This window comes from Pseudidiomarina salinarum, assembly GCF_000753715.1.
GTDB classification, from domain to species: Bacteria; Pseudomonadota; Gammaproteobacteria; order Enterobacterales; family Alteromonadaceae; genus Pseudidiomarina; species Pseudidiomarina salinarum.
In genome coordinates, this window is record NZ_JPER01000005.1 from 45,187 (window position 1) to 69,255 (window position 24,069).

The window sequence follows — 24,069 nt, forward strand, 5'->3', positions numbered from 1 at the left end:
ATAAAGCAATTTTTGCTGGCCTGCCATTTGCGCGGCTGTGGTTTTTATGAATTATAGGTACCGCCTTGGAAAATCAACGAGAACTTGCGCTTCAGGCGTGGTGTGAAGCAGTAACCGGTCATAGTGCCGGGCGTTTAGAAACGGTTTCAGGGGACGCGAGTTTCCGGCGTTATTTTCGCACCCGCGATGGGGCGCGTACGCTGATTGCGGTGGACGCGCCACCACCCCAGGAGTCCTTGCAGCCTTTCATGGCTATTGCTGAAGCATATCGCGATGCTGGCGTGGCGGTGCCCGAAATTATCGCCTTCGACGAAGCACAGGGCTTTATGCTGCTGAGCGATTTAGGCTCGGTGCTGCTGCTCAGCGAGCTGAGCGATGCCAATATGAAAAACTGGTACCAGCAGGCGCTGATGGATTTGCCGGCCATAATGGCCGTGACCGCCACCGCACAGGGGCCGCTACCGGCCTATGATGAAGCTTTGCTGCGGCGTGAACTGGACTTGTTTCATGACTGGCTGATTGAACGTCATCTGGGGCTACGCCTGAATGATGACCAGCAACTTATCTGGCGTTCGTTTTGCGACACCCTGGTGGCAAATGCGCTTGAGCAGCCGCAGGTGGGCGTGCACCGGGATTATCATGCGCGAAATATCATGGTGAGTGCCGACCAGCGGTTAGCCTATATCGATTTTCAGGACGCTGTTAAAGGGCCGATCACTTATGATGCTGTCAGCCTGTTGCGTGACTGTTACGTGCGTTGGCCGCAAAAACGGGTAAGCGATCTTTCCGCTTCCCTGTTTAATGAGCTGCAGCGGCAGGATGTCATTGACGCAGGAGTCAGTCTGACTAAGTGGCAGCGATGGTTTGACCTTATGGGTTTGCAACGGCACACCAAGGCGGCCGGTATTTTTGCCCGTTTGTATCACCGCGATGGTAAGGGCGGTTACCTGCAGGATGTCCCGCGCACGGTTGGTTATCTGCATGATGTGGCAGCGGCGTATCCGGAGTTTGATGACTACCGGTTATGGCTGGCCAATACCGTGATGCCGGCTCTGGCGGGAGCCCGCTGATGCAGGCGATGATCCTCGCAGCCGGCCGCGGTCAGCGCATGCGACCATTAACGGACCAGTTGCCCAAGCCCTTGCTGAGCGTGCGCGGACAGCCGCTGATTGTTCATCATCTGCGTAAACTGGCGGCGGCAGGCATCAAAGAGGTCGTAATTAACCATGCCTGGCTGGGTGACAAAATCGAAGCCTATCTTGGGGATGGCAGCCAGTTCGGCTTAGTAATCCGTTATTCACCTGAGCCAAGTGGCGGACTGGAAACTGCCGGTGGTATCATCCGCGCTTTACCACTGCTGGGTGACGCCCCGTTCTGGGTGATCAACGGGGATATATTTACCAGCCTGGATTTCGCTGAATTACCCGCGCGTCTGCCGCCCGGGCGGACAGCGCATCTGCTGGTGGTGGCGAATCCGGCCCATCACCCCGAAGGTGACTTCGCTGTCCGGGACGGTTTACTGCAGCAGCGGGGCGCTGGTCAGCAAAGTTACACCTTCAGCGGGATAGGGCTATATCATCCGGCTTTTTTTGCCGATTATGAAGCCGGGGAGTCGCGTGTTCTGGCTTTGCGTCCGTTAATCGAACAAGGCATCGCGCAGCAGCAGATAGCGGCTGATGTGATTACAGCCGACTGGACAGACGTCGGTACACCGGAGCGCCTGCAGCAACTACAGGAGAAATCATGATTTGGGGAAAAGTTTTAGGCGCGCTATTTGGTTTTCTGATGCTGCGCATACCCGGTATTTTTATTGGTCTGCTCATTGGCCACTGGTTTGATCATGCGCTCAAGCATGCGGCTGGCGGGCCCGGCACCCAGGGTGGCCATCAGCAGCAGTTCAGTACCACGCTGTTTGCTGTGTTGGGCCACCTGGCTAAAGCCAAAGGCCGGGTCACCGAGCAGGATATAGGTTATGTGCAGGCATTGATGAGCCACCTGCGGTTATCGGGCGAAGGCCTGGCCCAGGCTCAGGAAGCCTTTCGCGATGGCAAGCGGAGTGATTACCCACTCACTGAGCGGGTACAGAAGTTCCGCCGGCAATTTGCCTGGCGCCGCGATATCCTGCAGTTCTTTATTGAGCAGGTACTGGTTGTTGCCTTGCACGATGGTCAGCTGGATAAAGCTGAATATGATGTGCTGCTACAGATCACCCGTGCGCTTGGCTTTAACCGGGCACAGCTGGACAACTGGCTGCGAATGGCCCAGGCCGGCCAGCGCTTTCGTGGTGGTGCGCATAGCGGTGGCAGCGCCGCCGATCAGGCCAGCCAGCTGGACAACGCGTATGCGGTGCTGGGGGTAGAACGATCAGCCAGCGCGAGCGAGGTCAAAAAGGCCTACCGTAAGCTGATGAGCAAGCATCACCCCGATAAACTGGCGGCCCAGGGGCTGCCGCCGGAAATGCGTGAATCGGCGCAAAAGAAAGCGCAGGAAATCCAGGCGGCTTACGAGCTGATTAAAAATCAGCTGGACACTCAAACGACATAGGCTCGCCGCGGGTGGGATGGTCGAAGCGGATGCGCTGGGCATGCAAAAGCAGCCGGTCAGCCGCCGCAAAAGCCGCGCCTTCGGCGTAAAATTTATCGCCGAGAATCGGGTTGCCCAGCAGTTGCATGTGTACCCGTAGTTGATGGGAACGTCCGGTAACCGGAGTTAACTCCATATCGGCATAGTGCTCATGCTGCTGCAACACCCGGTAGTGGGTCAGGGCCTGACGGCCCTCGGCCTCATCCACCATTTGCCGCGGCCGGTTTGGCCAGTCGCAGCGCAGCGGCGCGTCTACCGAGCCGCTTTCAGCCGGCGGGCGGCCCCAGACTCTGGCCCGATAACTTTTCTCTACCGTACGTTTTTCAAACTGCCGCTGTAATGCTGCCTGCGCAGTTTTGTGCAGGGCGAACACCAGCAGCCCTGAAGTCCCCATATCCAGCCGGTGTACCACGCGAATCGTTGGTAATACCCGCGCCAGGCGGCTCCAGGCCGAATCATAGTGCTCCGGTGCCTTACCGGGGACGCTAAGCAGACCACTGGGCTTATTCATCACCACAATGTCGTCGTCCTGATACACAATCACCAGCCAGGGATGCACTGGCGGGTGATAAGCGATGAGCGTCATTGGGGCAGGTTAATCATAATGCGCACCGAGTCGAGCTGCAGCACCGGCTGCTCAGTGGCCTGCAACAGTGCTGCTTTACGTTGCGCAACCGCTTCGATTTCGCTATCCCGCACCATGGGATTGCGCTGTTGTAGTTCCAGCAAGCGGCGATGCTGAGCATCCAGCTGTGCGGCGATGCGCTGGCGCGCTTCATTAAGTAATTCCTGCTGGAACTGTTCCGCTGGCGGCCAGGCTTGCTTAATTGCGGCCTGAGCAGCCTGACGCAGCTCGCGCAGGATTAAGCGGCTTTGCTTTTTATCAATAAATTGCAGCTGGTTATCTAGCGCGCCCGGTTTGACTTTGTCGGTCAGATCCCGGCCCTGGCTGTCCAGCAATACCCGAATCGACTGGCGCGGATAAAACTCCTGCATGACCAGGTCAGCAGGGGCCAGCGCAGCGCTGCTAAAGCCCAGCTCGATAAACCAGGCGCCGGTGGGAAGGGCGCGATTCTGTAACATGGCTACGCAGGTGCTGCCGTACGAGTCAGTGGTCAGCAGCTCCAGTGCTTGTTGCACCAGAGGATGGTCCCAGCTGAGGAATTCGACGTCTTCATGGACCAGCGCATAGCTGCGATCGAAGGTTACCGTGATGCCTTCGTCAGGCAGCCCCGGCAGACTTACCCGCATGTGTTCGGTCGGCCGCAGCCAGCCACTGTCATCGTTCAGCAGATCAAAATCGATACCAAAACGGGCCCAGAAATCCTGCATGAAGCCGGATAGTTCGGTTTTCTCATTAAGCGCTTCGATGCTTTCGATGAGCGTCGTTGCAGCATACGGTCGAAATGCATTCAGCTCCTGCAGCCGGTCACGGCCGGCGGCGACCTCGGCGCGCAGTCGCTCCGCCTCGGCTTCGGTTGCTTCAGCCAACTCAGTCAGCATCGGCTCGGCTTCCGCCGGGGCATCAAGCAGTGGCTCCAGTTCAGCCGCAAAGCGATCATAAAGCAACGAACCTATGGCATTGGTGCGGGTAAAAGCATCCATGCTCTCATACCAGGCAAAAAGCACCGCGTCGGCGCTATCTTCAACCACCGGCACGTGGATTTCAATGTCATGCTGCTGGCCTAGCCGGTCAAGCCGGCCTATCCGCTGTTCAAGCAGATCCGGGTGGCGGGGAAGGTCAAACAGGACCAGGTGCTGGGCAAACTGGAAGTTACGCCCTTCGCTGCCGATTTCGGAACAGATCAGCAGCGGACAGCCATCTTCCGGGCTGGCGAAATAGGCGGCGGCGCGATCCCGCTCCAGCAGCGATAACTGGTCGTGGAATACCGCCGCGTGGACGCCGGTTTTCAGCCGTAGTTGCTCGGCCAGGTGCAGTACCGTTTCAGTCTGGCGGCAGATGAGAATAAACTTGGTATTTCGGTAGGCTTTGAGTAAATCGATCAGCCAGTCGGTTTTGGCGGCAAACGCATCGGCGACGTCTGTCAGCGGATAGTGCTTGAGCTGGCGCTGCGGGAAACCTCCGACATGAGCCCGGGAATTACGGAACATCACGCGGCCAGTGCCATGCTGATCAAGGAGCTTATCCAGCAGCTTATGGGCGCCGGCTTTGGCCAATGCGTTAGCAAGCGGCGTGAGTTGCCGGTAGCCTTGCTGTTCCTGCTGAAACTGTTCAAAGTCGGTAAAGCGATCGGGATCCAGTAACTGCAGCCGGGCAAAATGTGCTTCAGGGCCTGCCTGTTCCGGTGTCGCTGTCAGCAGCAATACCGCTGGAATAGCCTCAGTCAGCTGGCGCAGGAAGCCGAACTCGCTCTGGCTGGGGGCAATCTGGTGCACTTCATCCACTACCAGTAAGTCCCAGCTGACTTCCAGCAGCTCCTGACTCCAGAACGGATGATTCAGCAGCGATTGCGGTATCACCACTTGCTGTTCCGTACTGAAAACCGACTGGGTATCCAGCGCGGCCTGTTCACAGCGCTCACGATCAAACAGACTGAAGCGCAGCGCAAAACGGCGTTGCAGTTCAACCAGCCATTGGTGTACCAGGCTGTCGGGAACGACCACCAGAATGCGCTGTGAGCGACCAGTCAACAGCCGGCGCTGCATGATCAGGCCGGCTTCAATGGTTTTCCCTAAACCTACTTCATCAGCGAGTAACACCCGCGGCTGGTAGCGATCGGCGACACTGGCGGCGATATACAGTTGATGTGGCAGCAGGTCGGCGCGCGCGCCTAATAATCCAGCCACAGGGCTTTGTTGCCAGCGGCGGGATAGTTGCTGGGCCTGCTGGCGCAGGCGGTACATATCCAGCCGATCAGCTTTACCGGCTAACAGCCGGGTCAAAGGGTGGTTAGTGGCTACCTGTGCGGCCAGCTGCGCCTCGGGCACTTCAACAGCTTCACCGGTATCTTCACGGGTACCCTGATACGAATAAACGCCGTTATCAAGCACCGGTTGCTCAACATGGAAATACCAGCCGTCAGCATGCTGGCCGCGCTCGTCGGCCAGCAGCTGATAACGCGCCAACGGCGCGTCACTGGCGGCGTAATGGCGGATTTCACCGGTCGCCGGGAACATCAGAGTAACTGAGCGGCCTTCTAACTGAGTCACCAGACCCAGGCCTTGTTCGAGTTCACTTTCGCTCAGCCAGCGCTGGCCGGCAGTAAAAAGGGGTGATGCTGCACGTTCATTCATCAAAATAGAGCCCGTTGTGCTTGCTTAAATACTTGAATAATAATGAGGCCGCACATGGTAGCGAAAAAATATTTAATGTTCACACCATTTTCATTAAATCTGCGCTAGTCTAGTAACTGTAAGGCAAGTGCATAACAATTATAGAACACCACTGCTGCTGAGGTCCCGAATGACAGAAAAACATCGGAAGTACTACCTGCTTGATACCAATATTCTGCTGCACGAACCACTCGCTTTTTTAAACTTCGATGAACATAACGTCATTATCCCCATGGTTGTGCTCGAAGAGCTCGACAACATTAAAGACCGCCACAAAGATGTTAGCCGCGAAGCCCGGGTTGCCATCCGCTCGCTGGAAAATGCGCTAAAAGATGCCACGCCTGAAGAGATATTAGCAGGCGTTCCGCTAGCGCGCGTACAAGGCAACCATCAGGCTGAGGGCCGGCTGGCGATTTATCCTGACTATCAGTTAAAACAAACCGATTCGGCGCTGAATTTATCCGAAAATGATCACCGCATTATTCAGGCGGCGCTGGAGCTACAAAAAAGTAAGAACGGCGAGAAAGTGGTGCTGGTCACGAAAGACATCAATATGCGTCTGAAGGCCAAAGGTGCCGGCGTTAAATGTGTTGAAGACTATCGCACCGATCAGTTAATTGATGACATCCGCTTTCTATCCAAAGGTTTCGCCGAAATTGAAGGTGATTTCTGGAGCCACGTGGGCGAGGTTACGAGCGTGCAGGAAGGGCGTGAGACGTTCCACGAGGTGGATCAAAAAGTCTTACCGACGGTGTTCCGCAATCAGTACGTGATCGATGAAGAAGAACAGTTTGCCGGTAAAGTCGTTGCCTATGATGGCAACTATGTGCGCCTGCATGATATCGGCTTCGAGCGGATGATGAGCTACCGCGCCTGGGGCATACAACCAAAGAATATTTATCAGGCCATGGCGCTGAATGCCTTGCTGGATCCGACTATCGATCTGGTGATCCTGACCGGTCCCGCAGGCAGTGGTAAAACCTTGCTGGCGCTGGCAGCCGCGCTGGAAATGGTCATCGAACAGAAGCTTTACGAAAAAATCATCGTGACCCGTAACACGCCGGAAATCGCTGAGTCTATCGGTTATCTGCCGGGTACTGAAGAAGAAAAAATGGCGCCGTGGCTGGCGGCTATCACCGACTCGCTCGAAGTGCTGCACAAAAATGATGAAAGCATGGAATCGAGTCTGAACTACATCATGAATAAGGCCAATATTCAGTTCAAATCACTGAACTTTATGCGCGGCCGCAGCATTCAGAACGCCATCGTGATACTGGATGAGTCGCAGAACCTGACCGCCTCACAGCTGAAGACCATTATTACCCGCTGTGGTACCGGCACCAAGATTATCTGTTCTGGCAACCTGGCGCAGATCGACAGCTACTACCTGACGGCAGTGACCTCGGGTCTGACCTATATCGTCGAACGGTTTAAGGATTATCCCGGTAGCGCCACCATTAACCTCAACGGCGTGGTGCGCAGTAACCTGGCGCAATATGCTGAAGAGAACTTATGAGGTTTTTGAGGACGCCCGGGAAAAGTAGTCTTCGAGGATGAGTTGCGCCGAGGCGCTGTCGATACGATCTTTCTGAAGTTTTCGATAGCCGCCCCGGGCAAATAACTCTTCGCGGGCGGCGACTGTGGTCAGACGTTCGTCCTGTAGTTCAACCGGCAGACCGAAGCGGCCATGCAGACGGTTGGCAAATTTGCGGGCCAGGTCGGTCAGCAGCTGCTCAGTACCGTCCATGTTTAGCGGCAGGCCAACAACCAGTAAGTCGGGTTGCCACTCGGCCAGCAGCCGCGCGACCTTATCCCAGTCAGGCTGGCCGTCTTTTGCTTTAAGTGCGGCCAGTGGCGAGGCAGTCCCATTCAGCGAATGTCCAACGGCCACGCCAATGCTATGAGTACCAAAATCAAAGCCCAATACCTGACTCATGCGTGTCCTACATCCGGGCCTAACTGCCATACGTCAATGCCGAGTTTAGCGGTGGCGCGCTTCCAGCGTTCTGGCGACGGGGTATTAAAGATGATATCGGCATCGGCGGGGATGGTCAGCCAGCTGTTTTCTGACAGCTCCTGTTCCAGCTGGCCTGGATCCCAGCCGGCATAACCCAGGGTCAGTAAATAATGCTCCGGCGCTTTGCCCTGGCCCATGGCCTCAAGAATATCCTTGGAGGTGGTGATCATCATATCATCGCTCAGCCGCATCGAGCTGCGCCAGCCTTTGCCGGGAGAATGCAACACAAAGCCACGATCGCGGGCCAGCGGACCGCCGGCATAAACCGGTCGCTGCAGTGCTTTTGATTTATCCGGCACCACAATTTCTAGTTGCTGCAATAGGCCTTCAACGGTCACATCCACCGGTTGATTAATGATAAGGCCCATGGCGCCACCGTCGTTATGTTCGCAGATATAAGTCACCGAACGCTGAAAGAAAGGGTCTTTCAGGCCCGGCATAGCGATAAGAAAATGATTTTCTAAGTTCGACAGTGTTTCCATAGAGACCTCTGGTTAATCTTTTGCAAGATACCCTTCAATGGTAGCAAATAACTTGCCGGCGATATTGATATCATATGCGGCCTCGATCTCGCGCATGCAAGTCGGGCTGGTTACATTGATCTCGGTAATACGGTCGCCAATCACGTCCAGCCCCACCAGGTACAGGCCGCGGCGCTTGAGTTCAGGACCGACTGCCCGGGCCAGTTGCCAGTCACTGTCACTTAACGGCTGGGCCCGGCCACGGCCACCCGCTGCCAGGTTGCCCCGGGTTTCACCGGCCGAGGGAACCCGTGCCAGCGAGTAGGGCATAGGTTCTCCGTCGATGATGAGAATACGCTTATCGCCATCTTTAATAGCGGGCAGGTAGCGCTGGATCATGGCATAGCGTGTGCCATGGGCGGTCAGGGTTTCGATAATGACGCCCAGATTACTGCCATCAGGCCCCACGCGGAATATCGAAGCACCGCCCATACCGTCGAGTGGCTTAAGAATAATGTCTTTATGCTCGGCGTGAAACGCGCGAATTTGCTCGGCCCGGCGGGTGACAATGGTTTCCGGCATATGCTTACTGAACCAGGCGGTAAACAGCTTTTCGTTACAATCACGCAGGCTTTGCGGCTTGTTGACTACAAAAGCGCCGCGCTCTTCAGCCAGCTGCAGCATATAGGTAGCGTAAATAAACTCGTTATCGACCGGTGGATCTTTGCGCATCATAATAACGTCAAAGTCAGCGAGCGGCACTTCAGCGGGCTCGCCCAAATCGTAAAAATCAGTCGGCTGATCGCGAACGCTCACGGCGCGTGCGCGGGCCATGGGTTCACCGCCCACAATGGAGAGATCACTGAGCTCCAGATAATAGCAATCGTAATCGCGCGCCTGCGCCTCCAGCAGCAGCCGGAAGCTGGTGTCCTTGTAGGTTTTGACCGTCGCAATCGGATCCATAATCATCGCGAGTTTCATTGCTGCTCCTTAATCAATCTGTTTAGGCTAAATCGCCGAACTGATACTGAATAACCGTAAGCGCCGCCAGCGCGGCAGTTTCTGTGCGTAATACCCGCGGGCCTAGTCTTACGGGCAAAAATCCGTGTTCTGCAGCAAGCGCTATTTCGGTATCGCTGAACCCACCTTCGGGACCAATGAGCAACTGCACCCGCTGTTGCGTCAGCTGCTGTTCGCGCAAGGGCTTATCGGCATAGGGGTCGAGCGTTAGCCGCAGTGCCGGTGCGAGGTCGCTGAACCAGGCCGCCATCACGACCGGCTTATGAACCACAGGAACCTGGCTGCGACCACTTTGTTCGCAGGCGGCGATGACAATCTTCTGCCACTGTTGCTGTTTCTTCTCCAGCCGTTCGCCCGTCAGTTTAACGCCGCAGCGCTCCGTAAACAGCGGCGTGATATCAGTCACGCCCAGCTCGACGGATTTCTGCAGCACAAAGTCCATGCGATCACCGCGCGAAATGCCCTGGCCAAGATGCACGGCGACGGGCGACTCGCTGGGGTTGGGCTGTTTTTCCTCAATAATGACTTCAACCGCGCGTTTACTGCTGCTGGTGATTCGGGCCTGATAGTTATAGCCATCGCCGTTAAACAGCTCAAGCTGCTGGTCGGCTTCCATACGCAACACGCGGCCGACATGGCTGGCTGCTTCCTCCGACAGCGAAACGCTGCTGCCGGGCGTTAAATCTGAGGCCGGATGATAAATCCGTGGTATCCGCATAGATCGATTCCAAAGCATTTTTTTGCATCTTACCAGAGTGGGCCGTCATGCGTCAGCAGGCAAAAGCATTTGACCTTAGCAGGCTGGCAGCAGATCATGAGGGCGTTAATTTCATGAGGAAGTGACTATGTTGCGAACGTTGTTTATGAATCTGTGTACGAGTTTGGTGCTGATTAGTGCCTTAGCCAGCACCCAGGCCCGCGCCGAAGATGCGCACAGTTATGCCAAACTTGATGAGGTGGAAACACCCCACCTGGACTTGCAGCTGACCGTGGATTTTGCCCAGCGCGAACTGCATGGTACTGCTACCTATACCCTGGTACGCCACGGGGACGTCGATAAGCTGCACATGGATACCAGCGAACTGACCATCGAAAAAGTTGAGCTGATTTCTGAGCAAGGCTGGCAGGCGACCAGCTATAAACTGGGCGAACTGCATGAGAGCCTCGGCCGGGAACTTGTCATTGATATTGGTAACGTCGCTGACCAGGTTCGCATTCACTACCGCACCGCACCAACAGCCAGTGGCTTGCAGTGGCTGACACCGGCGCAGACGGCCGGTAAAGAGCATCCTTTTATGTTCAGCCAGTCGCAGCCGATCCATGCCCGTAGCTGGATCCCAATCCAGGACACCCCGGCATTGCGGCTGACCTATAATGCCCGCGTTATCACGCCTGCCGGTTTACTGGCGGTGATGAGCGCTGATAACAGCCTGAGCGCCGAGCGCAGCGGCGATTATCAGTTCTCGATGCCACAACCCATTCCGCCCTATCTGATTGCTATCGCCGTCGGCGACCTGGAGATTAAATCGATCAGCGATCAGGTGGCGGTATTTGCTGAGAGCTACATCGTCGACGATGCCGTTGCCGAATTCGCTGATACCCCGCGCATGATTGAGGTGACCGAAGAACTGTACGGGCCTTATCGCTGGGACCGTTACGACTTGCTGATTCTGCCGCCGAGCTTTCCGTTCGGTGGCATGGAAAACCCGCGTCTGTCATTCATTACGCCAACCATTATCTCTGGCGATCGTAGCCTGATTAATCTGATTGCCCATGAACTGGCACACTCCTGGTCAGGCAATCTGGTGACCAACGCCAGCTGGCGCGATCTCTGGATCAACGAAGGTTTCACCAGTTATGTCGAGAACCGCATCATGGAGGAGCTGTTTGGTAAGCGCCGCGCACAAATGGAGCTGGCGCTGGGTTATCAGGATCTGCTGGCTGATCTGGAACGACTGGATAAAGAAGATACCGTACTCAATATTGAATTGGGAACGCGGCATCCCGATGATGTGTTCTCACAGATCCCCTATGTGAAAGGGCAGCTGTTCCTGGTGTATCTGGAGCAGCAGTTCGGCCGCGAGGTTTTTGATAAGTTCCTGCGGCAATACTTTGATGATTTTGCCTTCCAGAGTATATCGACTGAGCAGTTCAAGCAGTATCTGTCGCGTGAGTTACTGGCCAAACATCCGGACAAAGTCAGTCAGGACAAAATCGATGAGTGGATTCACCAGCCGGGACTACCGGAGGATGCGCCTAAGCCTGAGTCTGATGCGTTCGAGCAGGTTGAAAAGCAGATGGAGCGCTGGCTCAAAGGCGCACAGCTCAATACCGAAGGCTGGACCACACATGAGTGGCTGCATTTTATCAATAATCTGCCGCGCGATATCTCAGCGGTTAATATGGCGCGACTCGACAGCGAGTATAATCTGACCAATAGTCAGAATGCTGAAATTGCGCATGCCTGGTTAAAGCTGTCTATCATTAAAAAATATGAACCAGCACGGGATCGGCTGCGTAACTATCTGTTAACTATCGGCCGCAACAAGCTGGTGGCGCCGTTGTACCGGGAGCTAGCCCGCACGGCAGACAATCTGAAGTGGGCTCGTGAGGTGTACCAGCAAGCGAAATCCGGGTATCACCCGCTGACGCAAAGTGTGACCGAGTCACTTCTTTATCCTGACGGTTAAGACTTTTAGACGTCTAGATGTAGAAAGCCGGGCGTAGTTTCGTTAGACTACGCCCAATTTTTATCTCCATTTCAAAAAAGTTGAGACAAACTGGCTATGGCAAAGCATTTATTTACTTCAGAGTCGGTGTCCGAAGGGCATCCGGATAAAATTGCAGATCAGATTTCTGACGCAGTACTTGACGCAATCCTGGCGCAGGATCCTATGGCCCGGGTGGCCTGTGAGACCTACGTAAAAACCGGGATGGTGCTGGTTGGTGGTGAAGTATCCACTAAGGCCTGGGTCGATATTGAAGCAATTACCCGCAGCACCGTCCGTGAAATCGGCTACACACACTCAGATATGGGCTTTGACGCTGATTCGTGTGCGGTGCTGAATGCCATCGGCAAACAGTCGCCCGACATCAGTCAGGGCGTTGACCGCGCGAGCCGGGAAGAGCAGGGCGCTGGTGACCAGGGCCTGATGTTCGGTTATGCATCCAATGAAACCGATGTGCTGATGCCAGCCCCTATTACTTACGCTCACCGTCTGGTGCAGCGTCAGGCCGAAGTGCGCAAAAATGGCACACTGCCATGGCTGCGTCCGGACGCGAAAAGCCAGCTGACGTTTATTTATGAGAATGGCGAGCCGGTCGGCATCGATACCGTGGTGCTCTCCACTCAGCATGATGAAGACATCAGTCAGTCGGATCTGCGCGAAGCGGTTATTGAAACCATTATCAAACCGGTATTGCCAGAAGCCTGGTTCCCGGAAAAGCAGGATCGTATTTTCGTTAATCCGACCGGGAAATTCGTTATTGGCGGCCCCATGGGTGACTGTGGTCTGACTGGCCGTAAGATTATTGTCGACACCTACGGTGGTATGGCCCGCCATGGTGGTGGTGCGTTCTCCGGTAAAGACCCGTCCAAAGTTGACCGCAGCGCCGCGTATGCCGCGCGTTATGTCGCGAAGAACCTGGTTGCCGCCGGGCTGGCCGATCGCTGTGAAATTCAGTTGTCGTATGCCATCGGTGTCGCAGAGCCGACATCCATCAGCATTGAAACCTTTGGTACCTCAAAGTACGACGAAGAGAAGCTGATCGCCTTAGTGCGCAAGCACTTTGATCTGCGCCCTTATGGCCTGGTGCTGATGCTGGATCTGGAACGTCCGATTTATCAGGCAACGGCAGCTTATGGTCACTTCGGCCGCAATGAATTTCCGTGGGAGAAAACCGACCGGGCAGAGGCGCTGCGCAGCGACATCTGATTTGCTTACAAACCCCGAATTGTGGAGAATACGCGTTATCTGTGCTTTTTCTCTTTAAAGCTTCTTTTACAGTGAGATTCGGGGTTTTGTTATGACAACTGCAGTAACGGATAGAACTGAACTGGCTAACGCCATTCGCGCGCTCAGCATGGATGCCGTACAGCAGGCAAATTCCGGTCATCCCGGTGCCCCTATGGGGATGGCTGATATCGCCGAAGTGCTTTGGCGCGACTACATGAAGCATAACCCGGCTAATCCGGACTGGGCCGACCGCGATCGTTTTGTGTTATCAAACGGCCACGGTTCCATGCTCATCTACTCATTGCTGCATCTCACTGGTTACGATCTCAGCATTGACGACTTAAAAGACTTCCGTCAGTTGCACTCAAAAACACCTGGTCACCCTGAATATGGTTATGCTCCCGGCGTGGAAACCACCACCGGGCCTTTAGGCCAGGGCCTGGCCAACGCCGTTGGTATGGCGCTGGCAGAAAAGATTCTGGCGGCGCAGTTTAACCGCGACCAGCACGACATCATTGATCATCATACCTATGTGTTCCTTGGCGATGGCTGCCTGATGGAAGGCATTTCTCACGAAGCCTGCTCGCTGGCCGGTACCTTAGGCCTGGGCAAGCTGATTGCCTTTTATGACGACAACGGCATCTCGATTGACGGCGAAGTAGAAGGCTGGTTTACCGATGATACCGCTCAGCGCTTTAACGCCTATGGCTGGCACGTTATTGAAGCCATCGACGGTCATGATTCCGCTGCCGTTAAAGACGCGATTGAAAAGGCCCGCAGTGTTACCGACAAACCAACCCTGATTATCTGTAAAACCATTATCGGCTTTGGCGCGCCGAACAAGCAGGGCTCTGAGAGCTGCCATGGCGCTCCACTGGGTGAAGACGAAATCAAAGCCGCGCGTGAACAACTGGGCTGGGATCACGGGCCTTTTGAAATTCCGGACGAAATATACGCTGGCTGGTCAGCCACTGAAGCCGGTGCCAGCCGAGAAAATGACTGGCATCAGCGTTTCGCTAAGTATGAAGAAGCCTATCCTGAGCTGGCGCATGAACTGTCGCGCCGCCTGAAGAGCGAGCTGCCGGCTGATTTTGATGCCCAGGCCGATGCTTACATTGCCAAATTGCAGGCAGAGCCCGCTGACGTTGCCAGCCGTAAAGCCTCGCAAAATACCCTGAATGCTTTTGCCCCCATGTTACCTGAACTGCTCGGTGGCTCAGCGGATCTGGCCGGCTCCAACCTGACGATATCAAAAGAGTCCAAAGGCGTTAGTGCCGATGATGCCAGTGGTAATTACGTGTATTACGGCGTGCGTGAATTTGCCATGTCGGCGATGATGAACGGCATCGCGCTGCACCGCGGGCTGATCCCCTACGGCGGTACCTTCCTGATGTTTATGGAATACGCCCGTAATGCGATACGTATGGCAGCGCTGATGAAACAGCGCAGTATTTTTGTTTATACCCACGACTCTATTGGTCTTGGTGAAGATGGCCCGACCCACCAGCCGGTGGAACAGCTGGCGAGCTTGCGTTGCACACCGCAACTGAGCACCTGGCGCCCGTGCGATCAGGTGGAATCAGCGGTAGCCTGGAAAGCCGCGATTCAACGCGACGACGGCCCCACTGCTTTGATTTTCAGCCGACAGGGCCTGCCGCAACAAGAGCGCAGTGCTGACCAGCTGGCAGATATTTCGCGTGGCGGTTATATCCTGCTCGACAGTGAGCAGAAGCCGGAACTGATCCTGATTGCGACTGGCTCAGAGGTCGGCATTGCCATGGCAGCAGCCAAGACCTTGCAGGCAGACGGACACCAGGTGCGGGTAGTTTCGATGCCGGCAACCGACGTATTTGATGCGCAGCCAGCGGACTATCGTGAGCGGGTATTGCCAGCGGCCGTGACCAGGCGCATCGCGATTGAAGCCAGCTATGTCGATTACTGGTACAAATATGTCGGTCTGAACGGAAAAATTATCGGCATGGATACGTTCGGTGAATCCGGTCCCGCCAGTGACGTGTTTAAGCACTTTGGCTTTACCACAGATAACGTAGTGGGAACTGCCCGCGAGTTGCTGGATTTATGACGCAGCGCCCGGCACGCATCGCCCTGAATGGCTTTGGCCGTATCGGTCGCAGTGTGCTGCGGGCGTTATACGAGCGTGGTTATCGCGAGCAGTTGCAGGTGGTGGCTATTAATGAGTTGGCGCCGGCAAAAGATATGGCCCATCTGCTGAAATATGACAGCAGCCACGGGCGCTTTGGCAGTGCGGTCATCAGCCCTGATGAGCATATGCTGCAGGTGGGTGATGACGCGATCAGAGTAAGCGCCGAGCCGGAAATTTGTGCGCTGCAGTGGCAGGACTTAGAACTGGATGCGGTACTTGACTGCACCGGCGTACATGGGGAGCGCAGTCACGGCCAGGCCTATCTGGATATCGGCATGCCGCGGGTGTTGTTTTCCCATCCGGGCGCTTCGGATCTGGATTTTACTGCTATCTTCGGCGTCAATACTGACAACCTGACCGCCGCCCATAAAATGGTTTCTAACGGTTCCTGTACCACCAACTGTATCGTGCCGGTGATCAAAGTGCTGGATGAGGCTTTTGGTATCGACAGCGGCGCTATCACCACCATTCATGCTGCAATGCATGATCAGCAGGTGATCGACGCCTATCATAGTGATCCGCGTCTGGCCCGCGCTGCCGGCCGTTCTATTATCCCGGTCGATACCCGCCTGGCGCGGGGCATTGAACGTATTTTGCCGAAGTTTGCCGGCCGTTTTGAAGCTATACAGGTGCGGGTGCCGACCACCAATGTGACGGCGATGGATCTGAGTGTAACGGTGAACACTCCGGTTGATATCAACCAGGTTAACAAGATCCTCGCTGATGCTGCCCGGGGCCCGCTGGCGCCAATACTGGGCTTTGTAGACGAGCCGCTGGTATCCATTGATTTCAACCATGACCCGCGCTCCAGTATTGTCGATGGCACCCAGACCCGGGTGGCCGATAAACGCCTGATCAAAGTACTGTGCTGGTGTGATAACGAATGGGGTTTTGCCAATCGTATGCTTGACACGGTGCAGGTGATGTTGTCACAAGCTGAGTAATCAAATAGTTAAAGAGGGATAGTGAATGTCAGTAATAACCTTGTCAGATCTGGATGTGAGCGACCTGCGGGTATTGATCCGCGAAGATCTGAACGTGCCGGTTAAAGATGGGAAAGTCACCTCAGATGCGCGGCTGAAGGCGGCCATCCCAACCATTCAGGCAGCCCTTGACGGCGGTGCTAAAGTGATGGTCATGTCGCATCTGGGACGACCGGAAGAAGGGGTCTATGACGAGCAATACTCGCTGGGACCGGTCGCTGATTATCTGAATCAAGCGCTGAACGTGCCGGTGCGGCTGGAAGCTAATTATCTCGACGGGGTTGATGTAAGCAGCAACGAAGTGGTGCTGTTTGAAAATGTTCGCTTTAACAAGGGCGAGAAGAAAAACGACGATACGTTGTCGCAGCAACTGGCGGCTCTATGTGATGTATTTGTGATGGATGCCTTTGGTACCGCGCATCGGGCGCAGGCGTCAACCCATGGCGTTGCCAAGTATGCTGACGTGGCCTGCGCAGGTCCGCTACTGGCCGCTGAGCTTGATGCCCTAGGCAAGGCACTGGCTAACCCCGCGCGGCCACTGGTGGCGATCGTGGGTGGCTCGAAGGTATCGACCAAGCTCACTGTGCTTGAGTCACTGTCGTCGGTGGTGGATCAGCTTATTGTGGGTGGTGGTATCGCCAATACCTTTATCGCCGCCGCCGGCCATGATGTTGGCAAATCGCTTTATGAAGCTGACCTGGTCGATGAAGCGAAACGGCTGGTCGCGGCAGCGCAGGAAAAAGGCGGTGATATACCGCTACCAGAGGATGTGGTAACGGGTAAAGAATTTAGTGAGAGCGCTACCGCACAGACCAAAGACGTCAGCGAAGTAGCCAGTGATGATATGATCTTTGATATCGGACCAAAAACTGCGCAACAGTTCGCTGACATCATCAAGCAGGCTGGCACCATAGTATGGAATGGCCCGGTCGGCGTATTCGAATTTGATCAGTTCGGTGAAGGCACTAAGGTAATAGCCGAAGCCATAGCCGCAAGTGATGCATTCTCAATTGCTGGCGGCGGTGATACGCTTGCAGCCATTGATAAGTATGGGATCGCTGATAAAATCAGTTACATTTCAACCGGCGGTGGTGCCTTCCTGGAATTTCTGGAAGGTAAAAAGCTACCGGCAGTCGCGATTCTGGAAGAGCGCGCGTTAAACGGCTGAACAGCCGATCAGAACAGGAACTCAGGAGACTAATTTCATGGCTTTAATTTCATTGCGTCAGTTACTCGACCACGCCGCCGAACATAATTATGGTGTGCCGGCCTACAACGTTAACAACCTCGAACAGATGCGGGCCATCATGGAAGCTGCTGACGCGGCAGACAGCCCGGTTATCGTGCAGGCTTCAGCCGGTGCCCGTAGCTATGCTGGCGCGCCCTTCCTGCGCCACCTGATTCTGGCAGCGATTGAAGAATGGCCACATATTCCGGTGGTGATGCACCAGGATCACGGTACTTCCCCGTCAGTTTGCCAGCGCTCCATTCAGCTGGGCTTCAGCTCAGTAATGATGGACGGCTCGCTGAAAGAAGACGGCAAAACCCCCGCTGACTATGATTACAACGTTAATGTGACCCGCAAGGTTGTCGAAATGGCGCATGCCTGCGGTGTTTCAGTAGAAGGCGAGCTGGGCGTTCTGGGCTCGCTCGAAACCGGTGAAGCCGGCGAAGAAGACGGCGTGGGTGCAGAAGGCAAGCTGACCCATGATCAGTTGCTGACTGATCCTGAAGAAGCGGCACAGTTTGTTAAGGCGACCAATGTGGATGCTCTGGCGATTGCCTGTGGTACCTCGCACGGTGCCTATAAATTCTCGCGGCCACCGACTGGCGATATTCTGGCCATTGATCGGATTAAAGAAATTCATAAGCGTATTCCTGATACGCATCTGGTGATGCATGGTTCGTCATCAGTACCACAGGAATGGCTGAAGATAATCAACGAGTTCGGCGGCGAGATTCCGGAAACATACGGCGTGCCGGTTGAGCAGATTGCCGAAGGCATTAAGCACGGCGTGCGTAAGGTGAACATTGATACCGATCTGCGCTTAGCGTCCACTGGTGCGATTCGTCGCCACCTGGCGCAGAACGCCAGTAATTTTGACCCGCGCAAATTCCTTAAAGCATCTACCGATGCCATGCATGAAATTTGTAAAGCGCGTTACGAAGCCTTTGGTTCTGCCGGTCAGGCCAGCAAAATTAAGGTCGTTTCACTGGAAGATATGTTTAAGCGCTACGAACGGGGCGATTTAGACGCTAAAGTGAACTAAAACCCTCTTTAGACAGGCCATAATCACGGGGTATAATAGCGCCGTGGTTATGGCTTTTTTTATTTTTACGACGATCAAGACGAGGTAAACGTGAAATCAACAGTTGCACCTACTATTGCATTGCTGATGCTGAGCCTGGCGATGCCAGCGTCGGCATCCATCTTTATGTACGACGATGCCAGCGATCTTGATGTGGAAGAACAGGAAGACTGGGAGGCGAGCGCTGAATTAGGGCTGCTCTATACCTCTGGTAATACCAAGACTGAAACCTTTAAAACCAAATTAAACGCGGCCCGCGATTATAAAGAATGGCGGCATAAGGGCGTGGTGGATTATTACCGCTCAGAGCAGGAAGATCCGGCCACAGGCGAAAAGCAAAAAACCGCCGATAAGTTCTTTGTTTCGGGCCAATCCAACTACAAATTTGACCCCGAAAGTCGTTCGTCGTTGTTCGTGTTCGGTTCTTATGAAGCAGATGAGTTCAGTGGCTACGAGTATCAGGGCACTGTGGCAGTCGGTTATGGTGCGCGGTATCGCTACAGCGAAAAGCTATATGCAGATTACGAAGCAGGTCCTGGTTACGCGGTAAATAAGCCAATTATTGATGGGGTTCCGCAGGAGCAGGAAAGCAGCGCTATTTTGCGTCTTGCTGGTAGTCTGAACTGGGATATTACCAAAACCTCGGTACTAAAAAGTCTGGCATCAACGGAAATTGGTGAAGAAAATACCAAAACCCGCGCTGAAATTTCCGTTTCCGCCAATATTAATAGTTCGCTGGCACTGAAGTTCGCAGTGGCTGGTTCTCACAACTCCAATCTTGACGATGAGTCAAAAAAGAAACTGGACACCGAAACGTCGGTAACCCTCGTCTATAGTTTTTGATGCGGTTGCGTATTAATCTTTTGCAGGTGCGCAGCGTTTTCGTTAGTATGCGCGCACCTGAGTAAGGTAAATACATAACACCACCAGCAGCAACATAGGCGAACTTTTATGTCTGCAAATTCATTCCTTGGCATGTTTGCCAAGTCGCCGATCAAACCCATGATCGAGCACATCACCCAAGTACATGACTGTGCAATTACGCTGAAGCCGTTTTTCCAGGCTGTATATAAAAATGACTGGGAAGAGGCTGATATCCACCGTCAGGCTATTGTAAAAAAAGAATCAGCAGCTGATGATCTGAAGCGTGATATACGTTTAAACCTGCCCAGCGGCCTGTTTATGCCGGTAGAGCGTACTGATTTGCTCGAGCTAGTTTCCCAACAGGATCGTATTGCCAATAAAGCCAAAGACATTTCCGGATTAATCACGGGTCGCCAGATGCTGATCCCTGAGTCGATGATTGAAGGCTTTGATGCTTATCTGAATCGATGCCTGGATGCGACTGAAAAAGCTTGTGAAACCATTGGTGAATTTGATGACCTGCTGGAAGTGGGCTTTAAAGGTCGTGAACGCCAGCTGGTTGACAAAATGATTTCCGAACTGGATGCGATTGAAGCGGATACCGATACCCTGCAGATCGAGTTGCGCAAACAGTTGCGCGCGCTTGAGCGGGAGATGAACCCGTTGAACGCGATGTTTTTATATCAGATCCTGGACTGGGTTGGTGATCTTGCTGATCTGGCGGAGCGCGTGGGAGCGCGTTTTGAACTCATGCTTGCACGCGGCTAAGCCGGAGATAAAACTATGGATATCATAACTTCCTATAGTACGACGCTGATCGTTCTTGCCGCTGTGTTTGGCTTCTTCATGGCCTGGGGGATAGGTGCCAATGACGTAGCTAATGCGATGGGGACCTCGGTCGGTTCCAAAGCGCTGACCATCAAGCAGGCAATTTTTATTGCCATGATCTTTGAATTCGCCGGCGCTTATCTGGCGGGTGGTGAGGTCACTTCTACGATCCGCAAGGGCATTATTGACTCGGCCTACTTCGTCGATGTACCGGAACTGCTGGTATTTGGCATGATTGGCTCTTTGCTGGCGGCGGGCATCTGGCTGATGCTTGCTTCCTGGTTGGGCTGGCCGGTTTCTACTACCCATTCGATCATCGGTGCCATTGTTGGCTTTGCGGCCGTGGGTGTAAGCCCGGATGCGGTAAACTGGTTGAAAGTCGGTGGCATTGTCGGCAGTTGGATAGTCACGCCAATGATTGCCGGTTTGATTGCCTACTTTATCTTTCTGAGTGCCCAAAAGCTGATTTTTGATCAGGAGAACCCGTTAGCCATGGCGAAACGCTATGTCCCATTTTATATGGGGTTGACGGGCTTTATGATCTCGCTGGTTACTATTACCAAGGGCCTCAAGCACGTTGGCCTGGACTTCACCACCATGGAAGGCTACGCATTGGCTCTGGTCGTTGCTGTTGTGGTGTTTTTCCTTGGTAAATGGGCGATTGCGCGGCTCAAGTTTAATCCTTCCGATGACCGTGAAATGCACTACACCAACGTCGAGAAAGTGTTCGCTATTCTGATGGTGGTCACCGCCTGTGCCATGGCATTTGCGCATGGTTCGAACGATGTCGCAAACGCCATAGGCCCGGTAGCTGCAGTTGTAAGCGTCGTCACCAGCGGTGGTGAAATCGCCAGTAAAGCGCAGCTAGCCTGGTGGGTATTGCCAATCGGCGCCATCGGTATCGTGGCCGGTCTGGCCATGTTGGGTCGTCGCGTTATCGCCACTATCGGTGCCGGCATCACCCACTTAACACCAAGCCGCGGTTTTGCTGCAGAACTGGCAGCGGCCACGACGGTCGTTATCGCGTCAGGCACCGGCCTGCCGATTTCAACCACGCAAACGCTGGTTGGCGCGGTATTAGGTGTGGGCATGGCCCGTGGTATTGCCGCCCTGAATCTGGTGGTAGTAAGAAACATCGTCGTATCCTGGGTAGTGACTCTGCCAGCCGGTGCGATTATGTCGATTATTTTCTTCTACATCATCAAGGCTGCATTCGGCGTGTAACGCGCTCTGTAGATGAAAAAGGCGGCTTCGGCCGCCTTTTTTTGTGCCTGCTTGCAAATAAATTACAGTCAGAAACAACTTTTCGTGCTTTGCTAACGACTACAGTGACAAATCCATAAGGACTGAGATCACGTGTTTGCACCTTCAGATGAGCGGCTGATTAAACGGGCGCTGGAAAATAATAAGCAGGCGTGGCTGCAACTGGTAAAGCGCTATGAAGGGCTGGTCTATAACTATGGCCTGCGCATGCTGAGTAATCGCGATGACGCTATGGATCTGATGCAGGACGTATTTGTGTCGGTGTTTCGTAATCTGGCTGGCTGGCGCGGTGAATGCTCATTTAAGAACTGGCTGATGACCATCGCCCATCATCGCTGTATTGAGCATTACCGCCGGCGGCGTGATCACCACAGCGACGATCAGCTGGACGAGCAGGTCAGTGATGCCGACTGGGATAATCCCGAACGAATCTATGCAGGGCAGCAACGTGGGCAGCAGCTGATCCGTGCAATGCAACAGTTACCGCTGGAGCAACGTCAGATTGTCGAACTGAAATTTTTTCAGCACCTGAAGTTGCAGGACATCGCAACCCAGCTCGATACCCCGCTGAACACAGTGAAATCACGGCTTTACAGCGCCGTCAGTAAATTACAGGAATTGGTGGAGGTAGTATGACTAAACACACCGAATTTGAACAATGGCTGCAGTCGGCAGCGGATGATCTTCGGCCTGAGACAGTCCCCGAATGGTCACGCGAAAGTACCTTTCGCCATGCGAACGTGACGCAACCACTGTCGTGGTGGCAACGGCCCTGGTTACCGGTTTCAGCGATGGCTGTATCAGCCTGCGCATTATTGCTGGTTATGGGCCAGGTACAGTTCAGTCAGACCAATGATGGCTTTACCGTGCGCTTTGGTGACGGAGTGGATCCCGCAACCATTGAAACACTGGTTGAGCAGCGACTAGCCGACTATCAGGCCGAACAGAAATTACAACTGGCCAATTACGCCAGTACGCTGCGCAAAGACTTCCGTGAAGATTTCCGTGCCGAACTGACCACAGTCAACCAACAACTGGTGAACTATGTACTGGCCACCAGCCGTGACGAGCGCCAGGACGACATGGCCGATCTGATCCGCTATGTGAACTCGCAGCGGGAAGACGACCAGGTGTATTTTGCCAACCTGTTACAACAATATTCAGAAGACTATGTCGAACCCCGACAGTATCCGGTTTATCCGGCATCTCAAGTGAAGGAATAAAATTATGCGTACCAAACTTAGTGTAGTAGCGATTTCTGTCATTCTCAGCACCGCTCTGGTGAGCTCATTAGCTATGGCTCAGGGCAAAGGTAAGGGTAAGGGCGCCGGCGCCGAGCGCAACGAACTGCGGCAGCAGCTTGAAGTGATGGCGAGCATCTTTAACACCACACTGCGGCAGGAGCGCCACAACGATCGCTCGTTATGGCGTAGTGCCGGCAAACTGGATTATAGCTACCTGGCAGGCCAGGGCGTGGTATTCCGCACCCGGCTGGCGGGTGGCGGCCGGATGATAATGGGGAATGCGCCAATGCCACCAATGCCGCCGATGCCGGATGAGCCGGAAATTGAAATCGAGATTTTAGAAGGTGATTCACCTGATGTTCATCGGGTAATTCGCCGGGTGGGTGAGGCGATCGAAGACATTTATGAAGTTCATATTGAAGAGTCGATGGGTGTTACTGAATCGGTGAATTTCATTTCGGCCGACACCTTTACTGAGGAACAACTTGAAGCAATTGAGACACTGCGTGAAGAAGCGCGGGAAACCCGCGAGCTGCAGCGTCGTGTCCGGGATCTTGAATATGCTAAGCGTAATGCTGAAGGCAAAGGCGATAAAAAAGTCGAGAAAGAGCTGAAACAAGCTGAGGAAGCATTGGCCAAGAACCGGGAGAAGCTGGATAAAGCACGGGAAAAGGTTCAGAAAGTACGTAAAGACGTGCAACTGAAAGCCGAAGTTCGGCGCGCTGAACGCATGGAGCAACGCAACCAGCAGATCGCTCAGTTTGAACAAACTATGGCGCAGACTTTATGCGATTACGGTAATACGCTGAGAGCGCTACCAGGCAATGAAAGTATTACCCTGATTATTGAAGGTGCAGGGGATCCTGAGGTTGGCAGAAACAGTGACAAGATCCATATTTTCAGCAAACAGGCAGTAACAAACTGCAGCGGAAATAACGGACCCCTTGATCTTTTACGGAATGCCACCACGTATAGTTTCTAGAGACATTAGTTCGGTTGTTATATCTCTCTGCTTAGCGCGCCCCTGGCGCGCTTTTTTTTTGCCGCTAAAAACGCTAAAGTACGCGCTCGCAAAGTAACCAG

22 protein-coding genes are annotated in these 24,069 nt (G+C 54.1%); 16 read left to right on the forward strand and 6 right to left on the reverse strand.

All coding sequences use genetic code 11. From position 1 onward, the window contains the following. Positions 1-65 precede the first annotated feature (65 nt). The 3 genes from IDSA_RS09420 to djlA are packed head-to-tail and all read left to right on the forward strand — an operon-like array spanning position 66 to position 2,544. Positions 66-1,070, forward strand: a complete 1,005-nt coding sequence (locus IDSA_RS09420; protein WP_034776310.1) for an aminoglycoside phosphotransferase family protein — start codon at positions 66-68, stop codon at positions 1,068-1,070. Further along, positions 1,025-1,747, forward strand: coding sequence for an N-acetylmuramate alpha-1-phosphate uridylyltransferase MurU (gene murU / locus IDSA_RS09425; protein WP_332248933.1), 723 nt, complete (start codon positions 1,025-1,027; stop codon positions 1,745-1,747). Before IDSA_RS09420 ends, murU begins: the two co-directional genes overlap by 46 nt. After that, positions 1,744-2,544, forward strand: a complete 801-nt coding sequence (gene djlA, locus IDSA_RS09430; RefSeq protein WP_232221292.1) for a co-chaperone DjlA — start codon at positions 1,744-1,746, stop codon at positions 2,542-2,544. The genes murU and djlA overlap by 4 nt, the downstream gene beginning before the upstream one ends. Here the strand turns inward: djlA and IDSA_RS09435 are convergent. Continuing rightward, positions 2,513-3,169, reverse strand: a complete 657-nt coding sequence (locus IDSA_RS09435) for an RluA family pseudouridine synthase (RefSeq protein WP_034776313.1) — start codon at positions 3,167-3,169, stop codon at positions 2,513-2,515. The genes djlA and IDSA_RS09435 overlap by 32 nt on opposite strands. Then, on the reverse strand, positions 3,166-5,838 hold the full coding sequence (locus tag IDSA_RS09440) for an SNF2-related protein (RefSeq protein WP_051986216.1): 2,673 nt from the start codon (positions 5,836-5,838) through the stop codon (positions 3,166-3,168). Before IDSA_RS09440 ends, IDSA_RS09435 begins: the two co-directional genes overlap by 4 nt. A 169-nt stretch (positions 5,839-6,007) precedes the next feature. On the opposite strand from IDSA_RS09440, the gene IDSA_RS09445 reads away from it, so the two are divergent. Beyond that, positions 6,008-7,393: a PhoH family protein gene (locus tag IDSA_RS09445; RefSeq protein ID WP_034776314.1), complete on the forward strand. Its 1,386-nt coding sequence runs from the start codon at positions 6,008-6,010 to the stop codon at positions 7,391-7,393. Here the strand turns inward: IDSA_RS09445 and ruvX are convergent. Genes ruvX through IDSA_RS09465 form a run of 4 tightly spaced genes read right to left on the reverse strand, consistent with a single transcriptional unit; the run spans position 7,388 to position 10,093 of the window. Continuing rightward, entirely contained in the window at positions 7,388-7,813 is a 426-nt protein-coding gene (gene ruvX / locus IDSA_RS09450) for a Holliday junction resolvase RuvX (RefSeq protein ID WP_034776315.1), read from the reverse strand. The two genes, IDSA_RS09445 and ruvX, sit on opposite strands and share 6 nt — an antisense overlap. After that, positions 7,810-8,367, reverse strand: coding sequence for a YqgE/AlgH family protein (locus tag IDSA_RS09455; protein WP_034776469.1), 558 nt, complete (start codon positions 8,365-8,367; stop codon positions 7,810-7,812). The genes ruvX and IDSA_RS09455 overlap by 4 nt, the downstream gene beginning before the upstream one ends. Before the next feature lie 21 nt (positions 8,368-8,388). After that, on the reverse strand, positions 8,389-9,336 hold the full coding sequence (gshB, locus tag IDSA_RS09460; RefSeq protein WP_034776316.1) for a glutathione synthase: 948 nt from the start codon (positions 9,334-9,336) through the stop codon (positions 8,389-8,391). Positions 9,337-9,358: 22 nt separating this feature from the next. Further along, positions 9,359-10,093 carry a 16S rRNA (uracil(1498)-N(3))-methyltransferase gene (locus IDSA_RS09465; RefSeq protein WP_034776317.1) on the reverse strand — a complete coding sequence of 245 codons (735 nt, stop codon included), beginning with the start codon at positions 10,091-10,093 and terminating at the stop codon, positions 9,359-9,361. Between the two features lie 127 nt (positions 10,094-10,220). Here IDSA_RS09465 and IDSA_RS09470 point away from each other — a divergent pair, with 127 nt between their 5' ends. The 12 genes from IDSA_RS09470 to IDSA_RS09525 all read left to right on the forward strand — a co-directional run bounded on the left by IDSA_RS09470 (position 10,221) and on the right by IDSA_RS09525 (position 23,968). Then, the gene (locus IDSA_RS09470) at positions 10,221-12,065 is read left to right on the forward strand and encodes a M1 family metallopeptidase (protein ID WP_034776319.1); all 1,845 of its coding nucleotides are present in this window, start codon (positions 10,221-10,223) and stop codon (positions 12,063-12,065) included. 96 nt (positions 12,066-12,161) lie between these two features. Continuing rightward, a complete protein-coding gene (metK, locus tag IDSA_RS09475) occupies positions 12,162-13,310 on the forward strand; it encodes a methionine adenosyltransferase (RefSeq protein WP_034776320.1) in 1,149 nt (382 codons plus the stop codon). Between the two features lie 91 nt (positions 13,311-13,401). Beyond that, on the forward strand, positions 13,402-15,414 hold the full coding sequence (gene tkt, locus IDSA_RS09480; RefSeq protein WP_034776321.1) for a transketolase: 2,013 nt from the start codon (positions 13,402-13,404) through the stop codon (positions 15,412-15,414). Next, positions 15,411-16,439 carry an erythrose-4-phosphate dehydrogenase gene (epd, locus tag IDSA_RS09485; RefSeq protein ID WP_034776323.1) on the forward strand — a complete coding sequence of 343 codons (1,029 nt, stop codon included), beginning with the start codon at positions 15,411-15,413 and terminating at the stop codon, positions 16,437-16,439. The genes tkt and epd overlap by 4 nt, the downstream gene beginning before the upstream one ends. Positions 16,440-16,464: 25 nt before the next feature. Further along, positions 16,465-17,646 (forward strand): phosphoglycerate kinase, encoded by a 1,182-nt coding sequence (locus IDSA_RS09490; RefSeq protein ID WP_034776326.1) that lies wholly within the window; start codon positions 16,465-16,467, stop codon positions 17,644-17,646. A 37-nt stretch (positions 17,647-17,683) separates the two neighbouring features. Then, positions 17,684-18,748, forward strand: coding sequence for a class II fructose-bisphosphate aldolase (gene fba, locus IDSA_RS09495; RefSeq protein WP_034776328.1), 1,065 nt, complete (start codon positions 17,684-17,686; stop codon positions 18,746-18,748). Positions 18,749-18,838: 90 nt separating this feature from the next. After that, positions 18,839-19,630, forward strand: coding sequence for a DUF481 domain-containing protein (locus IDSA_RS09500; RefSeq protein ID WP_232221293.1), 792 nt, complete (start codon positions 18,839-18,841; stop codon positions 19,628-19,630). A 108-nt stretch (positions 19,631-19,738) separates the two neighbouring features. Continuing rightward, the gene (locus IDSA_RS09505; RefSeq protein ID WP_034776329.1) at positions 19,739-20,419 is read left to right on the forward strand and encodes a TIGR00153 family protein; all 681 of its coding nucleotides are present in this window, start codon (positions 19,739-19,741) and stop codon (positions 20,417-20,419) included. A gap of 15 nt (positions 20,420-20,434) precedes the next feature. Then, positions 20,435-21,703 carry an inorganic phosphate transporter gene (locus tag IDSA_RS09510; RefSeq protein ID WP_034776330.1) on the forward strand — a complete coding sequence of 423 codons (1,269 nt, stop codon included), beginning with the start codon at positions 20,435-20,437 and terminating at the stop codon, positions 21,701-21,703. Between the two features lie 132 nt (positions 21,704-21,835). Then, positions 21,836-22,378 (forward strand): RNA polymerase sigma factor, encoded by a 543-nt coding sequence (locus IDSA_RS09515; protein ID WP_034776331.1) that lies wholly within the window; start codon positions 21,836-21,838, stop codon positions 22,376-22,378. Continuing rightward, positions 22,375-22,965: a hypothetical protein gene (locus tag IDSA_RS09520; RefSeq protein WP_034776332.1), complete on the forward strand. Its 591-nt coding sequence runs from the start codon at positions 22,375-22,377 to the stop codon at positions 22,963-22,965. The genes IDSA_RS09515 and IDSA_RS09520 overlap by 4 nt, the downstream gene beginning before the upstream one ends. Positions 22,966-22,969: 4 nt before the next feature. Continuing rightward, positions 22,970-23,968: a hypothetical protein gene (locus IDSA_RS09525; RefSeq protein ID WP_034776333.1), complete on the forward strand. Its 999-nt coding sequence runs from the start codon at positions 22,970-22,972 to the stop codon at positions 23,966-23,968. Positions 23,969-24,069: the final 101 nt, after the last annotated feature.

Excerpts from the sequence above, each read along its gene's own strand:
- murU (WP_332248933.1), top strand. The coding sequence starts at position 1,025 with ATGGCTGGCCAATACCGTGATGCCGGCTCTGGCGGGAGCCCGCTGATG.
- djlA (WP_232221292.1), top strand. The coding sequence starts at position 1,744 with ATGATTTGGGGAAAAGTTTTAGGCGCGCTATTTGGTTTTCTGATGCTG.
- IDSA_RS09435 (WP_034776313.1), bottom strand. The coding sequence starts at position 3,169 with ATGACGCTCATCGCTTATCACCCGCCAGTGCATCCCTGGCTGGTGATT.
- IDSA_RS09440 (WP_051986216.1), bottom strand. The coding sequence starts at position 5,838 with ATGAATGAACGTGCAGCATCACCCCTTTTTACTGCCGGCCAGCGCTGG.
- IDSA_RS09445 (WP_034776314.1), top strand. The coding sequence starts at position 6,008 with ATGACAGAAAAACATCGGAAGTACTACCTGCTTGATACCAATATTCTG.
- ruvX (WP_034776315.1), bottom strand. The coding sequence starts at position 7,813 with ATGAGTCAGGTATTGGGCTTTGATTTTGGTACTCATAGCATTGGCGTG.
- gshB (WP_034776316.1), bottom strand. The coding sequence starts at position 9,336 with ATGAAACTCGCGATGATTATGGATCCGATTGCGACGGTCAAAACCTAC.
- IDSA_RS09465 (WP_034776317.1), bottom strand. The coding sequence starts at position 10,093 with ATGCGGATACCACGGATTTATCATCCGGCCTCAGATTTAACGCCCGGC.
- IDSA_RS09470 (WP_034776319.1), top strand. The coding sequence starts at position 10,221 with ATGTTGCGAACGTTGTTTATGAATCTGTGTACGAGTTTGGTGCTGATT.
- metK (WP_034776320.1), top strand. The coding sequence starts at position 12,162 with ATGGCAAAGCATTTATTTACTTCAGAGTCGGTGTCCGAAGGGCATCCG.
- tkt (WP_034776321.1), top strand. The coding sequence starts at position 13,402 with ATGACAACTGCAGTAACGGATAGAACTGAACTGGCTAACGCCATTCGC.
- epd (WP_034776323.1), top strand. The coding sequence starts at position 15,411 with ATGACGCAGCGCCCGGCACGCATCGCCCTGAATGGCTTTGGCCGTATC.
- IDSA_RS09490 (WP_034776326.1), top strand. The coding sequence starts at position 16,465 with ATGTCAGTAATAACCTTGTCAGATCTGGATGTGAGCGACCTGCGGGTA.
- fba (WP_034776328.1), top strand. The coding sequence starts at position 17,684 with ATGGCTTTAATTTCATTGCGTCAGTTACTCGACCACGCCGCCGAACAT.
- IDSA_RS09505 (WP_034776329.1), top strand. The coding sequence starts at position 19,739 with ATGTCTGCAAATTCATTCCTTGGCATGTTTGCCAAGTCGCCGATCAAA.
- IDSA_RS09510 (WP_034776330.1), top strand. The coding sequence starts at position 20,435 with ATGGATATCATAACTTCCTATAGTACGACGCTGATCGTTCTTGCCGCT.
- IDSA_RS09520 (WP_034776332.1), top strand. The coding sequence starts at position 22,375 with ATGACTAAACACACCGAATTTGAACAATGGCTGCAGTCGGCAGCGGAT.
- IDSA_RS09525 (WP_034776333.1), top strand. The coding sequence starts at position 22,970 with ATGCGTACCAAACTTAGTGTAGTAGCGATTTCTGTCATTCTCAGCACC.